The following is a 15,814-nucleotide window of genomic DNA, read 5'->3' as shown; positions in this document are numbered from 1 at the left end:
ACCGTCAACCTATTTTAGGCACACACAGAGGAATGGATAATATCGTGGGTCACAATGATGAATGAATAGAATGCACGAATGGATTTCAAGTCTGCCCCTGGTACTGCCTACAGCATCTGCCCACTTTTTTTCTTTACTTCTTGGCGAGAAGTATCTGTATTAATACCGACGACAGAGATTTGAGCGTCACCCTGAGGCCCCGATGTTATCGTGGAGATGGATCTCCTCAATTTAGGAGATGCTTCACCTCCGCAAGCTACGGTTCAGCATGACGGACCACAGATGTCATTGCCTTTCTGTAAATGCCAAATATTAAGAACCCGAAGTGACGGATCTTGTGTCTTTTGTCTTGCGTCTTGAATCTTGGGTCTTGAAGTGGTTGAAATAAGGAGGTATACGGAGGAGTTTCGGGCTGAGTGGGACAGTTTGGTGGAGGTGAGCATCAACGGCACCTTTTTGCATAAAAGGGATTTTATGGAGTACCATGGGGAGCGGTTTGGGGATTATTCTCTTTTGGCGCTCGCAGCTGGGAAATTGGTTGCGGTATTGCCTGCCGAAACTGAGAATGGAAAGGTGTTTTCCCACCGTGGATTGAGTTATGGGGGATGGGTATTTGGGCTAGGCATTGATGGGGAGATGGTTCGGGCTGTGGTATTGGAAGGCTTTAATTTCCTCAAGGAGGGTGGATTTGAAAGCCTCTATATTCGATCTATACCGGCGTTTTACTTTACCGAGCATTTCTTGGCTGTTCAGGCTATCTATCGGCAGTTTGGTATAAAAACCGCAAGCAAGACCTTTCAGACCATTGTTCCGCCTTTCACTTGGAAGGATAAGGGCAGGCGCTGGGGGCTTCACAAAGCGCAGCGTTCAGGCATGCAGGTGAGCAATGATTCCCGGTATTTGGAGGATTTTTGGGACAAGGTGCTCAGCCCAAATCTTCGGCAGCTGCACCAAGTAAAGCCGGTCCATTCACTCGCGGAAATGCAGACTTTGATGGTCCGCTTTCCCAATGAAATCAAGTTATACACGGCGGTGATGGAAGGAGAACCGCTGGCTGGGGTGCTGGTGTTTTGTACGAAGCGGGGGATTCATGCACAGTATATCGCCAATGGGCCCAAAGGCCGGCAGTTGAGGGCTTTGGATCTGTTGATGCACCATTTGATGTTTGGGGCGTATGCCGATATGCCCTTTCTCAGTCTTGGGATTTCCAATGAACCCTCGACCGGGGAGATCAATCGGGGACTTTACGCTTGGAAGCAAAGTCTGGGGGCTATTGATTTTGAGGAATGGGATTATGAATTCCGCCTTCAGGAGACGCCGATAAAAGCCCGATTCACCTGATTTCCACGCTGATTTCTTCCCCAAAGACGATACTTTCGACGATTTTCCAATACATGGACTCGTTGGAGGAAGGGCTGATGGTGATACCTTGCTCGTCCCTTTTTGCCAGCATGAAGTCATCTACAGTGAGGGTTTCAAACCATTTGGCTGCGTTGATTTCAAATACGATGGTGGGGTTGATGGGTGAATTGGAGGAAAATGGATCCTGCCCCTTGAGGTTGGCCTCCATGTCGAAGCGGGGGAAGATGTTTTGGGCACAAAAGGAGAAGGGGACCAAGTTGTCCGAGGGGTCGATAAAGGTGCCGGAGAGGCATATCGAAGGCATGTCTTCATGGTCTGCCAACTGGATGCCAAAGCTGAGGCGCTCGTATTCGCCCTCCGGGATGTTGATGAAAAAGTCGTCCATACCGCCGCTGCTGTCGAGGCTGACCTGTTTGATTTTCTTGAATTGGATGTCGAGCCGCTTGGCAAAATCCGCCACCTCATTGGCGCCTTCCATGTGCAGCTCCAGTTTTTTGATCAGCAGAAAACCCTCTTGGATGATGAAAAGGGGTTTTGAAGGATGCTTACTCGGGCTGCTGGTTGGGAAGTTTTCTTTGAGGACAAAGTTGAGGCCAATGCTGCCTTCGCTCAGTTGGCTGAGGAGGATGTCGTGGGCCCGGTATTGGATGATCAGCATAACGCAAAGGTTAATCTTATAGTAAAGGCAAAGAATCAACGGAACTGTCCCTTATGCAGGGAACCCAAAAGCGCTACTTCAGTCCAACAGTTCCAATTTTGGTGCCAATAACGAACATTTATTTGAAATCGGGATACCTTCTTTCATGAATACCGTTATTTTAGGTTTTTCAAGTTTCGCTTCAGATAAACCGCCTTATTTTTTGATATAAAATATTGATTTTAAAGACCTTGCTTAATTTTGATAAAAGTCAATTCTTCTTTTTGAAAATCAATTTTTAAAACATGAAAGGCGAAAATACTTCTGCCAAAAAAATTGGGAAAATGACGGAAAAAATGAAAATATTTTTTGAGTGTGGCAGGGATTTGCAAATGCAGGATGATGGGGTAAATTTGTTTTCATTGAGTAAAAAAATTACTCATTGAAGAGCGAGGTTGGGACTGGCGGGGCGAAGCATTGCTAAGTACGAAGTACGATGTACAAAGTACCAAGTACGATGTACGAAGTTAGAAGTACGAGGTGCGAGAATGGGGCACGCAAAGATGCGGAGGCGCGAAGAGCGCAGAGAAGATAGTACCAAGTACGATGTACAATGTACCAAGTACGATGTACCAAGTACCAAGTTGGGAGGAATTGATAATATCGTGGGTCACAATGATGAATCAATAGAATGCACGAATGGATTTCGAATCTGCCCGCGGTACTGCCGACTGCCTCTGCCCACTTTTTTACTTGGCGTCTTGGCAGTCTTGGCGGAAAAAACATAAAGTATGCGAAATGCGGGTCTTGTTTCTTGAATCTTGTGTCTTACGTCTCAAATCTTGTTTCTTGGAAAAGTGATAGGGTTTCTTGGTTTTTGATTAAAAGTCGGGGAATGGTCGGGTGGAGGTCGGGACACTGTCGGGACATGGTCGGGAGACGGTCGGGCGGCTACCGCCAAAAAGTGGGTGTTTGGGCGGGGAAAATTGAATTATTTCTCACGGAATTGAATATTTCCAATCGTTTCAATTGTGCGTTTTTCGGTGGAAAGATGTATGTGTTGGCCCCTGGTTTCAATCGTTTTTTTTCAGGTACCAAGACCTTCGGGTCTTTAGTCTGGCGTCTTGAATCATGTGCCTAGGAAACGTCGAAAAGTGTACGAATGTTGTACTAGGCATGTACTGGGGGTGTACATTGGTAGTACTGGGGAATGGCTGGGAAATGGGCTCCCGACAACATTGAAGATGGATGTTGGAGCTTGTTTTTTTGAGAATTCCCTGATAGAGAATCAAGCAATGTCCCATGTGTCTTTGATGGTCCATGGCAATTGAATTTCATAAAAAATAAAAAGAATAGCTAATTGATACCCGTAACCAAACCATTTCTGCCTCCCCGAGAGGAATATGATCGCTACCTGAATGGTATTTGGGAGCGAAATTGGCTGACCAACAATGGTCCCTTGGTCAATGAACTCGAGCTTCGTCTCAAGGAATACCTGCATTTGGACCATTTGCTTTTCGTCTCCAATGGGACCATCGCCCTGCAAATGGCGATCAAGGCCCTCGATTTGAAAGGGGAAATTATCACAACCCCATTTTCCTATGTCGCGACAACAAGCAGCATTGTTTGGGAGGGTTGCAGGCCTGTTTTCGTCGATATTCTGCCTGACAGGTTGACGATCGACCCAAAGCTGATTGAGGCGGCAATTACCCCTGAAACGTCTGCGATTTTGGCCACGCATGTGTACGGAATCCCCTGTGAGGTGGAAGCGATTCAGCGGATTGCCGACAAACATGGACTGAAGGTGATTTATGATGGGGCGCATGCTTTTGGCGTGAAGATCAAAGGAAAATCGATCTTCGAGTTCGGGGATATTTCCACTTGCAGCTTTCATGCGACCAAGCTGTTCCATACCATAGAGGGAGGTGTAGTCATTACCAAGAATGCCGAGCTACTGAAACGGATGGCATATCTCCGCAATTTTGGCCATGATGGATTTGACAGGTTCAATGGAGTAGGGGTAAATGGAAAGAATTCAGAGTTTCATGCCGCGATGGGCTTGGCATTGTTTCCTCATTTGGAGGCAATCCAAATGAGGAAAAAGGAGCAGGCGTTGTATTATTTTGAGCTGTTGAAGGGGCTTCGGGTAAAGTTCCCAGAGATTGGGGGGATTGATGCATACAATTATGCTTATTTCCCGATCATCTTCCCTGAGGTGCAGCAACTGAAAAAGAGCATGAAGCTGTTGGAGGATAATGGAATTGGGTCGAGGCGATACTTCTATCCTGGATTGAACAGATTGGATTATACCCACGGTGAATGCCCTGTTTCGGATCAGATAACCGAACGTGTGCTGTGCCTGCCCTTGTACCATACCTTGTCCAAGGAGGAACAGCGTTTGATTGCGAGGCTGTTATTGCGGGTACAAAACAATTAGGCGATGGTCATAGCAGGAGCAGGAGGACATTCTTTGGAGGTTTTGGAAGTGCTGATAGCCCACCAAATGACGGAGGGTTTGGCCTTTTTTGACGATATCAGTGCCAACCTGATAATGGCCGGAAAATATCCCGTCATCAAATCGGAGGATGCTTTGCGGGCGCATTTTGCCCAAGATGCGCGGTTTGTGTTGGGGACGGGGAATCCCAAGCTGCGGAAAAGGTTTTTCGAGCGGTTTACTGCCTTGGGGGGAAAACATGTTTCCATCCAAGGCTTGGAGAACCTGTGCAGCGGCGCGGCGGAAATTTCGGGTGCGGATATCATGAACCGCTGTGTGATTGGGCCCAAGGTCAGCATCGGCAAGGGAACGCTTGTTAACACCGGGGCATTGGTGCATCATGAGGCTCAAATCGGGGAGTTCTGTGAAATTGCGCCCCGTGCGGTGCTGCTTGGAAAAGTGAGCCTGGGCAATCAAGTCATGGTCGGTGCCAATGCCACAATTCTGCCCGGCATCAAGGTCGGGGATGGTGCGGTGATAGGGGCGGGAGCGGTGGTGACGAAGGATGTACCGAGTGGAGCGACGGTGGTGGGGGTGCCGGGTAAAATTATAAAAACAAATGAATAAGACGATTATCGAGCCAAGCAAAGGCTGGCAGTTTATTGACTTTAAGGAGCTTTTGCGGTACAAGGATCTCTTGTATTTCCTGACGGTTCGCGGCATCAAAGCCAAATATGCCCAATCCGTGTTGGGTGTTGGATGGGCAATTATCCAACCTTTATTCACTACAATTGTCTTTACGGTGGTATTTGGGGGATTGGCCAACGTGGATTCGGATGGCATGCCCTATATCCTTTTTTCCTATTTGGCCTTATGGCCATGGAATTACTTTTCAGGTACACTTTCCGAATCGGCCAACAGCCTTGTGGCCAATGCCAACATGATCACAAAGGTGTATTTCCCGAGGCTGATACTGCCGCTTTCTGCCATCTTTTCCAAGTTGTTGGACTTTATCATTTCCTTTATCATCCTCCTCGTATTATTGATCTACTTTAGGGTGAGCCCAGGATGGACCTTGGTGTTTCTTCCGCTGTTGTTGGTACAATTGATGTTTACTTCTTTGGGCATCGGGATGATATTGTCTGCCATGGCCGTACAGTATCGAGATGTAAAGTATGCACTGACATTCATCGTACAGCTAATCTTGTACCTAGCGCCTGTCGTGTACAGCACGACTGCAGTCCCTAACGAATGGCAATTTGTCTATTCCCTGAACCCGATGGTGGGGGTGATCGAGGGCATCCGGGCTATGTTCTTGGATAGACCTATTCCTTGGGAGTGGATATGGCCAGGATCGATTATCGCAGTGGGGGTTTTTGTCTTTGGGTTGTTCTATTTCAGAAGGATGGAAAAAGTGTTTGCGGATGTGGCTTAAAAGAGACGAAAGACATAAGACTCAAGACGCAAGACAAAAGATGAAAGAGCATGCGATTTTTAACTTGTTTATCCTTTTAGGTTCATTCTTCAGCATTCATTAAAATGTCCAAGACGATCATCAAAGTAGAGAACTTGTCCAAGCGGTACAGGATAGGGCTGAAGGAGGAAAAGGCGCAGACTTTTGCGGAACAGCTCGTCCGGACGCTGAAATACCCGATTCAAAACTTCCGGCAAATCCGTAACCTGGGCAAATTCGGTCAGGAAGAAGAAGGAGTGCATTGGGCCTTGAAGGATGTCAGTTTCGAGGTCAAGGAAGGGGAAGTGTTGGGGATTATTGGAAAAAATGGGGCCGGTAAATCCACCCTGCTCAAAATCCTTTCCCGTATCACTGAACCGACCTCTGGAAGAATCACTGTCGAGGGCCGTATAGCCGCCCTGCTGGAAGTTGGCACAGGATTCCATCCTGAGCTGACAGGTCGTGAAAACATTTATATGAATGGCACCATCCTTGGCATGACCAAAAAGGAAATCGACCGCAAGTTGGATGAAATCATCGACTTCTCGGGGATCGAGAAATTTGTAGATACGCCGATCAAGTTTTATTCTTCTGGTATGAAAGTGCGGCTCGGGTTTTCGGTTGCCGCCCATTTGGATCCTGAGATTCTCGTGATTGATGAGGTATTGGCGGTTGGGGATTATGAGTTTCAGCAAAAATGTCTAGGGAAGATGGAGAATGTGAGTAAGCAGGAGGGTCGAACAGTTCTTTTTGTGAGTCATAACATGAGTGCCGTCAGGAAGTTGTGCAATAAAGCCATAATTCTAAAGGATGGATTATTGAGTGAAGTTGGAACGACTGATGCAGTAGTGAAAAAATATTTAAATGAATATCGTAGTACGACTCGTGAAGTAACTTTTTCAGATTCCCACAGAAACGATTTCATACAACCACTAAGGTTGTATTTAGAAAGTAAGGAGGAAATCATCACGGTTAATGATCAGTTTAATATTTGGTTTGAGTTTCTGAATATGTGTCCGAACTCAAATATAAATTTGAGTTTAGTTATTGCTACGCAAGATGATATAGTTGTATTTAATTCTATTTCCAATTCAGTCCCTTTGGTTGGGGGGAAAGCAAAATTTAAATGTCAGGTACCAGCTAATCTCCTTAACAATCAAATCTATACGCTTAGGGTATTGGTTGTCAAAGATCTTCGCATACCCCTACTGGATATTTCAGATGTTATAAACTTTGAAATTGCAGATGGGGAAAGAAGTATTAATTGGTTTGGTGAATGGTCCGGCACTGTAAGACCAAACCTTGAATGGGAAATTTTTAACTAAACAACAAATGAATTTTAGAAAACAATTAAAGTTAGTTTTAGGTCCCAATCTTTTGAGGATTTCAAAAAAGTATTTGTTCGGCCACTACTGTCCAGTATGTGAGCACTATGTTAGGGATTTTTTACCCTTACCGAAGGAGTATTATGAAAATGAAAAAAAATACCATTTCAAATATGGGTTTGACCAACTTGAGACACTGAATCATTCTATGTATAGGTGTCCAATTTGTTTTTCGAATGACCGGGATAGATTATACACTCTTTACTTAAAAGAATTTTTCAAAAAAACTGGAAATCAGGTATTTAGACTTGTCGATTTCGGTCCTTCGCAGGGCTTTTCAAACTGGTTGAAAAATCAGAAAAATATCAGTTATAGATCAGCTGACCTATACAAAGATGGTGTGGACGACAAGGTCGACATCACCGACATGAAGGAATACCGAGATGGTCAATTCGACATATTTATCTGTTCACATATCTTGGAGCATGTCGTGGATCCAAACAAAGCACTATGTGAACTTTATAGAATCACATCCAAAGGAGGGTGGGGGATAATCATGGTCCCATTAGTTAAGGGACTTGATAAGACTCTTGAAGATCCTTCCCATCAAACTGATGAAGAAAGATGGAGAAACTATTTTCAAAACGACCATTTGAGACTATTTGGGAAAACCGACTTTGTTAATGCCATCGAGCGTGGTGGATTTTTAGTTGAACAGTTTGGAGTTGATTTTTTTGGCAAAGAGAGGTTCAAGACTTCTGCGATTTCCAATACCAGTGTTTTGTACATTGCGAAGAAGCTTTAGATTGTCTTCAGTATTGTTAATCATTGGTTCTTTTTTCCAGCTTGGAATAGAACTTTTCATCAAGGGAAAAAAGCACCTCCATTTAGTGCAGGACGAGAAATTTATCGATTTTGCTTTCAGAGAGTTTAATGAAGCAGGTGGGGAAACCCATTTATTCTTGGTAATCGGAGCGAATCAAAAACTTAGGTTTGTCAAGATTTCCGAAATAGTATTTGTTCACCCCCGTTTAATTTGGCATTTGCTTCCTTTTGCAAAGGGTCATGTCAAGAGTATTTTCTTTCACAGTTTGCCAAGTACGTTCCATAAGAACCTACTTGGAAGAATACCCAATGGGATTCCCGTTTTCTGGATGAGTTGGGGGTTTGATTTGATTGAGATTTTTGGTAGCGTCGATGATTACGTCAAGCAAAAAACGAAGCTGATCGTGCCAAGGAAATCCCAGTCTTTCCGGAAATCCCAAAACAATGTTGATTATTACCGTGCATTTAAAACCCAGCCAGGTCCCGATGAAATTGCGAATCGAATTGATTTTATCTCGACGGTGATTGAGGATGAATATGGGATAATCAGTCCGAATCTTTATTCCAAGCGACCAAAATGGATCCCATGGAATTATTTCTCAATGGAGAATGATGTGATCAAAGGGTTTGAGAATGAGGTTGTATCCGGAAACAACGTCTTGTTGGGAAACAGCGGTAATTTTTGGAACAATCATTTGGACGCTTTTGATGATTTACTAGAGTTTAAGACTTCATTTGACCAAATCATATGTCCACTTAGCTATGGTGATCAGGAGTATAGGATTAAAGTCAAGGAAAAGGGTGAACTAGTATTCGGGAAGAATTTTGTTCCTCTAAATGATTTTCTAGACTACCCGGATTATGTCAAGCGATTACTTTCCTGTTCCCATTTTTTCATCAACAGCACCAGACAGCTTGCGCTTGGGAACATCTTGTTGCTGTTGTATTTAGGATCCAAGGTTATTATGGATACTTCAAATCCAACCTTTCGATTTTTCAATCGAAATGATATTCGGGTTTTTAGTATTGCAGAAGCAAAATCAGGGCAATTGGAAAATGTTGATCTTGATAAAACCCGTACGAATCTGTTGAGAATTTGGGGAAAAAATTCAATCAGAATGAAGACCAACAACCTGATTCAAATGATATCTTAGTTTTTTTTGATGGGTCTTGTCTCTATTCTAATCCCAAACTACAACAAAGCCCCTTATTTGAGGGAAACATTAGAATCCGTAATCGGCCAAACGTATACGGACTGGGAATGTATTGTGGTAGATGACCACAGTACTGATGAGTCATGGGAAATTCTTGAATCCTTCACACAAAAAGATCGTAGGATTAAGATTTTTAGAAGGCCGGAAAATAGAAAAAAGGGAGGTAACGCGGCGAGGAATTATGCAATAGAATTAGCAATGGGAGAGTTTGTGGCCTTTCTAGATTCAGATGATGTTTGGCGCCCAAGAAGGCTTGAATCAGCGATTTCTTTCTTAAACTCACAGAATTTCGAAGCGATTTTTAGCGGCGCAATCGTCTTAAGGAAGAATTCTATCCAAAAATTATCATCCAGGGATATACAAATAGGGGAATCAGTGTTTGATTTTGTTTTAAGTGATGACGTTTTCTGCCCAACCCCTTCCTTGATACTCAAAAAGGAGCTTGCGCAAATCGTAATGTTTGATGAAAAACTGAGGCGTCACCAGGACTATGACTTCTTTATAAGGGTACATTTGGTGAGTCCATGGAGATATTTTGAAAACTATGATGTTCAAGTAAATTGGACAAGAGATGATTTGAAAACCATCAACTACCTTGATTGTCTACCTTTTTATGAGAAGCACTGTGAGAAAAGTCAAAACAAAGCGATCCGGCACAAATACATCGTAAGGATCACTTCTGCGTCGATTAGGGAATCCTTTAAAAATAATTTGTCGAGATACTTTCGGAATAAATTGCAGTTGGAAGGTTATCGGTTTTCATTTCGGGAATACATCATGTTTTTTTTCCCTAGCCTTTTTCATATGCTGTCCAAGACAAAATGGTTTGTGCTCAGTGTAGCCTACAGATTAAGAATTATATAAAACTACAAATACCAGACTGAGGGTGATGCAAAGAATTAATTCGAATTTTCATCATGTTACTTCTGCTTTCAATTCTTCAAATGATAAGTTGATTTTGTTGTCAACATATTTTACTTCCAAGAATGATCCCATGAGATCATTTAAGCAGGCGGACGATAACTTCGAATATTTCAGGAACTGGTATGAAAGTGTTGAAGAGTTAGGGATATGGGGAGTGATTTTTTGCGACAACATATCCGATGAGTTTAAGGGGAAATACGAGACCGAAAGAATTTTTTTCATCAAATGCAAGCTTGGACCCCATTCGCTCAATGACGAGCGATTTTTTATTTTTCATGAGTTCGTCCAACATTTGAAATCAGATGCCTATGTGGTTTCAACAGATATAAACGATGTAATCGTCAACAAGAATCCATTGGAACTACTTGAAAAACACCCTGAAAAACTATTAGTGGGTAGAGGAATTCGAAAAACTTGGAAAGACGGAATTTGGGCACTTCAGGCATTAAAACATTTTAACAGAAAATTTAAGAGAAGATTGCCAGCTAGTTTTTTTAACTATCCAATGTTTACACCTGGAACTATCGGAGGGAAAAAAGATAGCGTGGAAACGATTTATCAACAAATGATTTCGATTTTCGCTGAACTTGGGGATGACGGAAACTATGACATGCAGGTTTTTAATTATATCATGAAAGAGTATTACTATCCGCTTAAGTCTGTTTGGGATCGAATCATTCCATTCAGGTTGGCCAACTGGTATTATTTCATGGTATACAGAATTTCGCGAAAGCTTGAAAGGGAGTACAAGGCACATAAATATGATGTAGTAACATCTGAAGAAAGCATATGTACCAATGATCTGATTTTGGCTGGTTTTCCCTTTGTAAGTGTTGTCGGGAAATATGAAAAGAAAGGAGAATCGAAGGCTTTCCTTATCCATAAATAGATGGCAGAACCAATATCAAAAGGCGTTTTGGTTAGTGTCTGCATGATTACCTATAATCATGAGAGATTTGTTTTTGACGCCTTGGACGGGGTATTTCAGCAAAAAGGGAATTTCCAAATTCAATTGATCATTTCGGACGATTGTTCCGCAGACCGTACAAAAGAGGTTATCGAGGAGTATTTGGCATCAAAAAATAATCGCCACATATCGGTTCGATTCAACTCAAATTTGACCAACAAAGGCGTCTTTCATAACTTCTTTTCAACACTTGGAATGGCTGAAGGAGAATTTATTGCGGTTTGTGAAGGAGATGATTATTGGGTCGATGATTATAAAATCCAAAAGCAAATCGATTATCTGAAGGAAAATCCATCTGGTTTTGCTGTATTTACCAACTCCTTTATCATCAATGAGTTTGAAAAACCTGGCGTAAGGACATTTATTCCAACTACCGTAAAAAAACGAAAGATAGATCCCGAAGAGGTCTTTTTTGAAGGTGGTGGCTTATATCCAACAGCTTCCCTGCTGTTTAGGAATTTTGAAATCACTCCGCCTTTACAACTGCGATCGCACAATTCATGTGATTCTATTTTATTGTTTATGCTATTGTCCAAAGGAGATATTCTTTATTTGGATGACGTGACTTCAGTATATAGAATTCATGGTGGTGGGGCTTTTTCTGGTATCCAGAAAAATGATTTTCTCATCCTCGAAGACAGAATTAAGTCTATCCAAATTTTATCTTATTTCAGGGGCTATTTTGACGGCAGGTGGCATTTAGAAATTGATAAAGCTATATCAAATTATTCTAGGTTATTTCTGAATAGAACATCGAAATTTAAAGCTGAGGAGCGGTTTTTAATTAGAAATCTTGGTATCCGAGATTTTTTGGTTTTTGTCTGGGGATTAGTCAAAGTATACGTCAAAGGATTCTTTGATGCTTAGGGAAGAAATAGTTTCAGTGATAATTCCAGCCTTCAATGCTGGGAGATTTATCGAGGGTACGATTGAGTCTGTCAAAGACTTGAAAGCAGTTGGTGAGATCATTATTGTGGAAGATGGATCAACGGATGATACTTATGCAATCTGCTTGAGGTTGAGTCAAGCGGTTAGGAAGATTAAGCTTTTTACGCATCCGGGGAGAGTAAACAGGGGAGAAGCAGCAAGTCGGAATCTAGGGATTTCGCAAGCCAAACTGCCATTTGTTTCATTCCTTGACGCAGATGATAAATACTATAGTAACAGATTCGACAAGGATATAGTTGTGTTTGATTCGCATAGCGATATTGAAGCTGTCTATTCAAAGACGGCATTGAAGTTTATGGAAACTGGAGACTTCTTGGGTTTTGGAGGGGAGTATTTGAAAAAGGACTCCCCGGCAGAGTTCTTTAAAGAGGCGCTTGAGAAGGGTTATTTTTTGTTTGATGTAAATGGAGTCACATTCAAAAGGGAATCATTATTAAAAAATAAGCTGTTTGATGAAAGATTGGCTCTCCATGCAGATACAGAATTATGGTGGCGGCTGTTAAGAAAACTGAGATTTGAACCGGGCGAGACTGATTTTCCTGTGGCAGTTGCAATAAGGCATTCAAAAAACAGTATTAACAAAAAAAATCGCCTATCCGAGTTGAAACTAATCGTTGTATACATGGATAATGTAGGTTTAATGAATCTAGCCGATTTTGAAAAGAGATTTTTGATTTACAAAATAAGTCGAATATTTTCTAATCCAATCAAATCACATGGCATAAGAAAAGTTGTCCTGCACGGGATCCAATTGCTCGTCCTACCCTTTAGTAACTTGTTTTTAAGCGGTTTCTATAGATGGGGACAGTCGCGTTTTGAATTGAAAGCATGAGCCTGATTTTTTCCATAATAGTACCCACTTTTCGGGATGGGCAGAGGCTTGTCCTTTTGCTTGAAAGTTTGAGAAAGCAATCTGTTTCGAAAGGAGATTGGGAAGTAATCGTCGTAAACAATGACCCTTCTGCCGAATTAACTTTACCGAAGGCACTTTTATCTTCAATTAACCTGAAAATTATTGATGAGGCCAAACCAGGATCCTATGCTGCTCGCAACAAAGGCATCTTGGCAGCAAATGGCAGCATTTTTGCGTTTACGGATTCAGACTGTCTTCCGGCTGATGATTGGTTGGCTGTCGCATTCGATCATTTTTCAAAGGAGGAGAATCAGGGTACTGGAATACTGACAGGGCCGGTTCCCTTGTTTTACAAAGATCCAAAGTCCTTGTCAGACGCAGAGATCTATGAAAAGTATACCGGATTCACCACCGAAGCCTATGCCAAGGAGGGGCATGCCATCACAGCCAATTGGTTTAGCCCTGCGTCGGTGATCAAGGAATTTGGCGGATTCAATGCCCAACTAAAATCCAATGGTGATTCGGAATTGTCCGGTCAAATATCAAGAAAATACAAAGTTGTCTATTTACCAAGCCTGATTGTAAACCATCCCGCTAGGTATCGAACCGAAGAGTTGGTGAACAAATACAAAAGATTGATCGGAGGGACCTATGCCAGGAGATTCGCGGGGAGGAAATTCGCATTTTTGAAGCACGTTCTCGATTTTGGATTTAGAAGGTACAGGTTTTGGTTGAAACGATTCTTTAGGATTCCATTTGCAGAATCCATCGCTTTGCTGAGGGTTTGCAATGCGATTAATCTTGGGGTTCTTCAGGAATATTTCAGTTTGATTGGAGGGGGAGATACAAGGAGGTAGCTACACTATTTGAGAACTGTATTAAATGAGTAGAAGTATTGAGTGTGATTTTTGGTTTACTGTTAAAAAACCGTGAAAGCGAGTTGTTCTTTCTTTTTGACTTGGAACAAAGAGTAAAATGAAACCCTTGGCGTCCATCATTATCCCGGTATACAACAAAGCTGCCTATATCAGGGAGACTTTGGATTCTGCGTTGGTGCAAAGCTATACCAATTTTGAGATTGTATTGGTCAATGATGGTAGTACAGATGGTTCGTTGTCAATTTTGCAAGAATATGCGGACCGATTTCCCGCAATAGTGAGATTGATCAATTCAGAAAACAGAGGCGTTTCAGCAGCAACCAATTTGGGAATCCAGGCGGCCTCAGGAGATTACATCCAATTTTTGGATGCCGATGATTTGATGTCCTCCGACAAAATCGAAAGACAAATCCAACTACTGTCTGGAAAGGGTAGCGCGACTATAGCCACCTGCGAATGGGTGAATTTTAAGGATGATATTCACCATTACAGGCGTGTTCTCTGCGGTGTGTTTAGGGATTTTGATTCAGGCTTGGATTTGCTGCTGCGGTTTTGGAATCATCAGGAGATGATGGCTATTTCATCTTACTTAACCCACAGGGATTTGATTCAAAAGGCAGGACCTTGGGATGAGTCTTTGACCATCAATCAGGATGGGGAGTTCTTTTGCAGGATATTGTTGAAGGCAAAGGAGGTGCTTTTTGAACCTAAAGGTATGGTTTATTACCGTAAGCCAGGACAGGATAATGTCAGTCAGCAGAAATCCGAAAAAGCAGCGCGATCCTTGCTAGATTCCGTAAAGAGCTATGAAAAATCAGTTTTGGAAGTTGAGGATTCCATAAGAGTGAGATTGGCTTTGAAGAAAGTCTATCAGAAATACGTATACGACATTTTTCCGAATTATCGGGGTCTATTGATAGAAGCTCGGAGTAGGATGGGGGCCTTGGGGGTTAAAGAAAACACATATATAGGTGGCCCCAAATTTCAATTCATGAGTAGGTTTCTGGGATTTGAAAATGCATTAAGGTTAAAAAGGTTTATTGGATAGTGTTAGGTCACCGCTGTTTTGTTTAGTGTCATCATCCCTCTTTACAACAAAGTTCAATTCATCTCCAGGTCAATTGATTCGGTGTTGAACCAGTCAATACCTGATTTTGAGATTATTGTGGTTGATGATGGGTCCACAGATAAAGGCAGGGAACTTGTTTCATCCATCTATGGATCAAAGGTGCGGTTGATATCACAAAGTAATCAGGGTGTATCGGCTGCACGGAATTTGGGCATCAGGAACGCGACTTTTGAATATCTGGCTTTTTTGGATGCAGATGATCGTTGGCATCCTGATTTTTTATATTGGATGAAGCATGTACTCGACAAATACCCAGGGCTAGGTATGGTAGGCAGTTCATATTCCAGTAATGGCTTACCCTCGAAGATCGAAGACCCGAAGATATCTTTGATAGAAGATTATTTCGGTCAGGCAGATTACAACACATTGTTTACCTCGTCCTCCACGGTTCTACACAAGAGCTTTTTTAGGGAAAAAGTGGGATTTAAACCCGATTTGATAAAAGGGGAAGATGTGGACGTTTGGTTTCGGGCCTTTGATTGGTTCAAGAAAGCTTGTTATATCCATGCGCCTCTCATGTTTTACGACCTGAATGCATCAGGAAGTCTGGGGGCTCATCCAAAATTGGAGCAGACGATTTTTGCTGATATGTATAGAGAAGAGTATGGCATTTCAGATGATAGTCCCTCTTGGTTGGCGTTTCGAGACAAATACCTGCTTTTGAACCTTTTTCAATACTTTGATCAAGCCCATAATTTTTTGATCGGTAAAAAATTGTTACGTCAAAGACGGAATTCTTATCCGATGGCATATCTCCCCTATTTGCTGCCCCTTTCTTTTTTCAAGTTTGCGTTTCATAATCCAAGGCTAAAAAAGTTGATCAGAAACTACCTAAAATTTTGCTTCCGGTATATCTACATTTAGC

Annotated in this window: 16 protein-coding genes; 15 read left to right on the top strand and 1 reads right to left on the bottom strand. The window is 42.3% G+C overall.

The genetic code is table 11. From position 1 onward, the window contains the following. Window positions 1-363: 363 nt before the first annotated feature. Window positions 364-1,341 carry a GNAT family N-acetyltransferase gene (locus C943_RS15430; RefSeq protein ID WP_051069620.1) on the top strand — a complete coding sequence of 326 codons (978 nt, stop codon included), beginning with the start codon at window positions 364-366 and terminating at the stop codon, window positions 1,339-1,341. On the opposite strand, the gene C943_RS15425 is transcribed toward C943_RS15430, so the two are convergent. Further along, window positions 1,334-2,020 carry a hypothetical protein gene (locus C943_RS15425; RefSeq protein ID WP_008629590.1) on the bottom strand — a complete coding sequence of 229 codons (687 nt, stop codon included), beginning with the start codon at window positions 2,018-2,020 and terminating at the stop codon, window positions 1,334-1,336. The genes C943_RS15430 and C943_RS15425 overlap by 8 nt on opposite strands. A gap of 284 nt (window positions 2,021-2,304) precedes the next feature. On the opposite strand from C943_RS15425, the gene C943_RS22100 reads away from it, so the two are divergent. The 14 genes from C943_RS22100 to C943_RS15355 all read left to right on the top strand — a co-directional run bounded on the left by C943_RS22100 (window position 2,305) and on the right by C943_RS15355 (window position 15,813). Continuing rightward, entirely contained in the window at window positions 2,305-2,445 is a 141-nt protein-coding gene (locus C943_RS22100) for a hypothetical protein (RefSeq protein ID WP_008629588.1), read from the top strand. A 914-nt stretch (window positions 2,446-3,359) separates the two neighbouring features. Then, complete coding sequence (locus tag C943_RS15415; protein ID WP_008629584.1) at window positions 3,360-4,436, top strand: DegT/DnrJ/EryC1/StrS family aminotransferase; 1,077 nt, start codon at window positions 3,360-3,362, stop codon at window positions 4,434-4,436. A gap of 3 nt (window positions 4,437-4,439) precedes the next feature. Then, window positions 4,440-5,060 carry an acetyltransferase gene (locus C943_RS15410; protein ID WP_008629581.1) on the top strand — a complete coding sequence of 207 codons (621 nt, stop codon included), beginning with the start codon at window positions 4,440-4,442 and terminating at the stop codon, window positions 5,058-5,060. Beyond that, the gene (locus C943_RS15405; protein ID WP_008629579.1) at window positions 5,053-5,868 is read left to right on the top strand and encodes an ABC transporter permease; all 816 of its coding nucleotides are present in this window, start codon (window positions 5,053-5,055) and stop codon (window positions 5,866-5,868) included. The genes C943_RS15410 and C943_RS15405 overlap by 8 nt, the downstream gene beginning before the upstream one ends. Window positions 5,869-5,972: 104 nt before the next feature. Beyond that, window positions 5,973-7,211 (top strand): ABC transporter ATP-binding protein, encoded by a 1,239-nt coding sequence (locus tag C943_RS22485; protein ID WP_008629577.1) that lies wholly within the window; start codon window positions 5,973-5,975, stop codon window positions 7,209-7,211. Between the two features lie 7 nt (window positions 7,212-7,218). After that, complete coding sequence (locus tag C943_RS15395; protein WP_008629575.1) at window positions 7,219-8,016, top strand: class I SAM-dependent methyltransferase; 798 nt, start codon at window positions 7,219-7,221, stop codon at window positions 8,014-8,016. A gap of 682 nt (window positions 8,017-8,698) precedes the next feature. Further along, a complete protein-coding gene (locus C943_RS22230; protein ID WP_169334629.1) occupies window positions 8,699-9,190 on the top strand; it encodes a TDP-N-acetylfucosamine:lipid II N-acetylfucosaminyltransferase family protein in 492 nt (163 codons plus the stop codon). Window positions 9,191-9,199: 9 nt separating this feature from the next. Continuing rightward, window positions 9,200-10,114 (top strand): glycosyltransferase family 2 protein, encoded by a 915-nt coding sequence (locus tag C943_RS21540; RefSeq protein ID WP_008629571.1) that lies wholly within the window; start codon window positions 9,200-9,202, stop codon window positions 10,112-10,114. A 130-nt stretch (window positions 10,115-10,244) separates the two neighbouring features. Beyond that, window positions 10,245-11,063, top strand: a complete 819-nt coding sequence (locus C943_RS15380; protein WP_040480880.1) for a hypothetical protein — start codon at window positions 10,245-10,247, stop codon at window positions 11,061-11,063. Further along, on the top strand, window positions 11,064-12,008 hold the full coding sequence (locus C943_RS15375; RefSeq protein WP_008629567.1) for a glycosyltransferase: 945 nt from the start codon (window positions 11,064-11,066) through the stop codon (window positions 12,006-12,008). Further along, entirely contained in the window at window positions 12,001-12,921 is a 921-nt protein-coding gene (locus tag C943_RS15370) for a glycosyltransferase family 2 protein (RefSeq protein ID WP_008629565.1), read from the top strand. Before C943_RS15375 ends, C943_RS15370 begins: the two co-directional genes overlap by 8 nt. Then, complete coding sequence (locus C943_RS15365) at window positions 12,918-13,799, top strand: glycosyltransferase family A protein (RefSeq protein WP_008629563.1); 882 nt, start codon at window positions 12,918-12,920, stop codon at window positions 13,797-13,799. The genes C943_RS15370 and C943_RS15365 overlap by 4 nt, the downstream gene beginning before the upstream one ends. Window positions 13,800-13,917: 118 nt before the next feature. Continuing rightward, entirely contained in the window at window positions 13,918-14,868 is a 951-nt protein-coding gene (locus C943_RS15360; RefSeq protein ID WP_008629561.1) for a glycosyltransferase family 2 protein, read from the top strand. Between the two features lie 18 nt (window positions 14,869-14,886). Then, window positions 14,887-15,813, top strand: coding sequence for a glycosyltransferase family A protein (locus C943_RS15355; RefSeq protein WP_051069619.1), 927 nt, complete (start codon window positions 14,887-14,889; stop codon window positions 15,811-15,813). Window position 15,814: the final 1 nt, after the last annotated feature.

Source organism: Mariniradius saccharolyticus AK6 (assembly GCF_000330725.2).
In the GTDB taxonomy this organism is placed as follows: domain Bacteria; phylum Bacteroidota; class Bacteroidia; order Cytophagales; family Cyclobacteriaceae; genus Mariniradius; species Mariniradius saccharolyticus.
Note: the sequence above shows the minus strand (reverse complement) of the source record. Positions and strands in the feature narration are given on the sequence as shown.

Coding starts and splice junctions, on each gene's coding strand:
- C943_RS15425 (WP_008629590.1), bottom strand. CDS start 2,020: ATGCTGATCATCCAATACCGGGCCCACGACATCCTCCTCAGCCAACTG.
- C943_RS22100 (WP_008629588.1), top strand. CDS start 2,305: ATGAAAGGCGAAAATACTTCTGCCAAAAAAATTGGGAAAATGACGGAA.
- C943_RS15410 (WP_008629581.1), top strand. CDS start 4,440: ATGGTCATAGCAGGAGCAGGAGGACATTCTTTGGAGGTTTTGGAAGTG.
- C943_RS15405 (WP_008629579.1), top strand. CDS start 5,053: ATGAATAAGACGATTATCGAGCCAAGCAAAGGCTGGCAGTTTATTGAC.
- C943_RS22485 (WP_008629577.1), top strand. CDS start 5,973: ATGTCCAAGACGATCATCAAAGTAGAGAACTTGTCCAAGCGGTACAGG.
- C943_RS15395 (WP_008629575.1), top strand. CDS start 7,219: ATGAATTTTAGAAAACAATTAAAGTTAGTTTTAGGTCCCAATCTTTTG.
- C943_RS21540 (WP_008629571.1), top strand. CDS start 9,200: ATGGGTCTTGTCTCTATTCTAATCCCAAACTACAACAAAGCCCCTTAT.
- C943_RS15380 (WP_040480880.1), top strand. CDS start 10,245: ATGAGATCATTTAAGCAGGCGGACGATAACTTCGAATATTTCAGGAAC.
- C943_RS15375 (WP_008629567.1), top strand. CDS start 11,064: ATGGCAGAACCAATATCAAAAGGCGTTTTGGTTAGTGTCTGCATGATT.
- C943_RS15370 (WP_008629565.1), top strand. CDS start 12,001: ATGCTTAGGGAAGAAATAGTTTCAGTGATAATTCCAGCCTTCAATGCT.
- C943_RS15365 (WP_008629563.1), top strand. CDS start 12,918: ATGAGCCTGATTTTTTCCATAATAGTACCCACTTTTCGGGATGGGCAG.
- C943_RS15360 (WP_008629561.1), top strand. CDS start 13,918: ATGAAACCCTTGGCGTCCATCATTATCCCGGTATACAACAAAGCTGCC.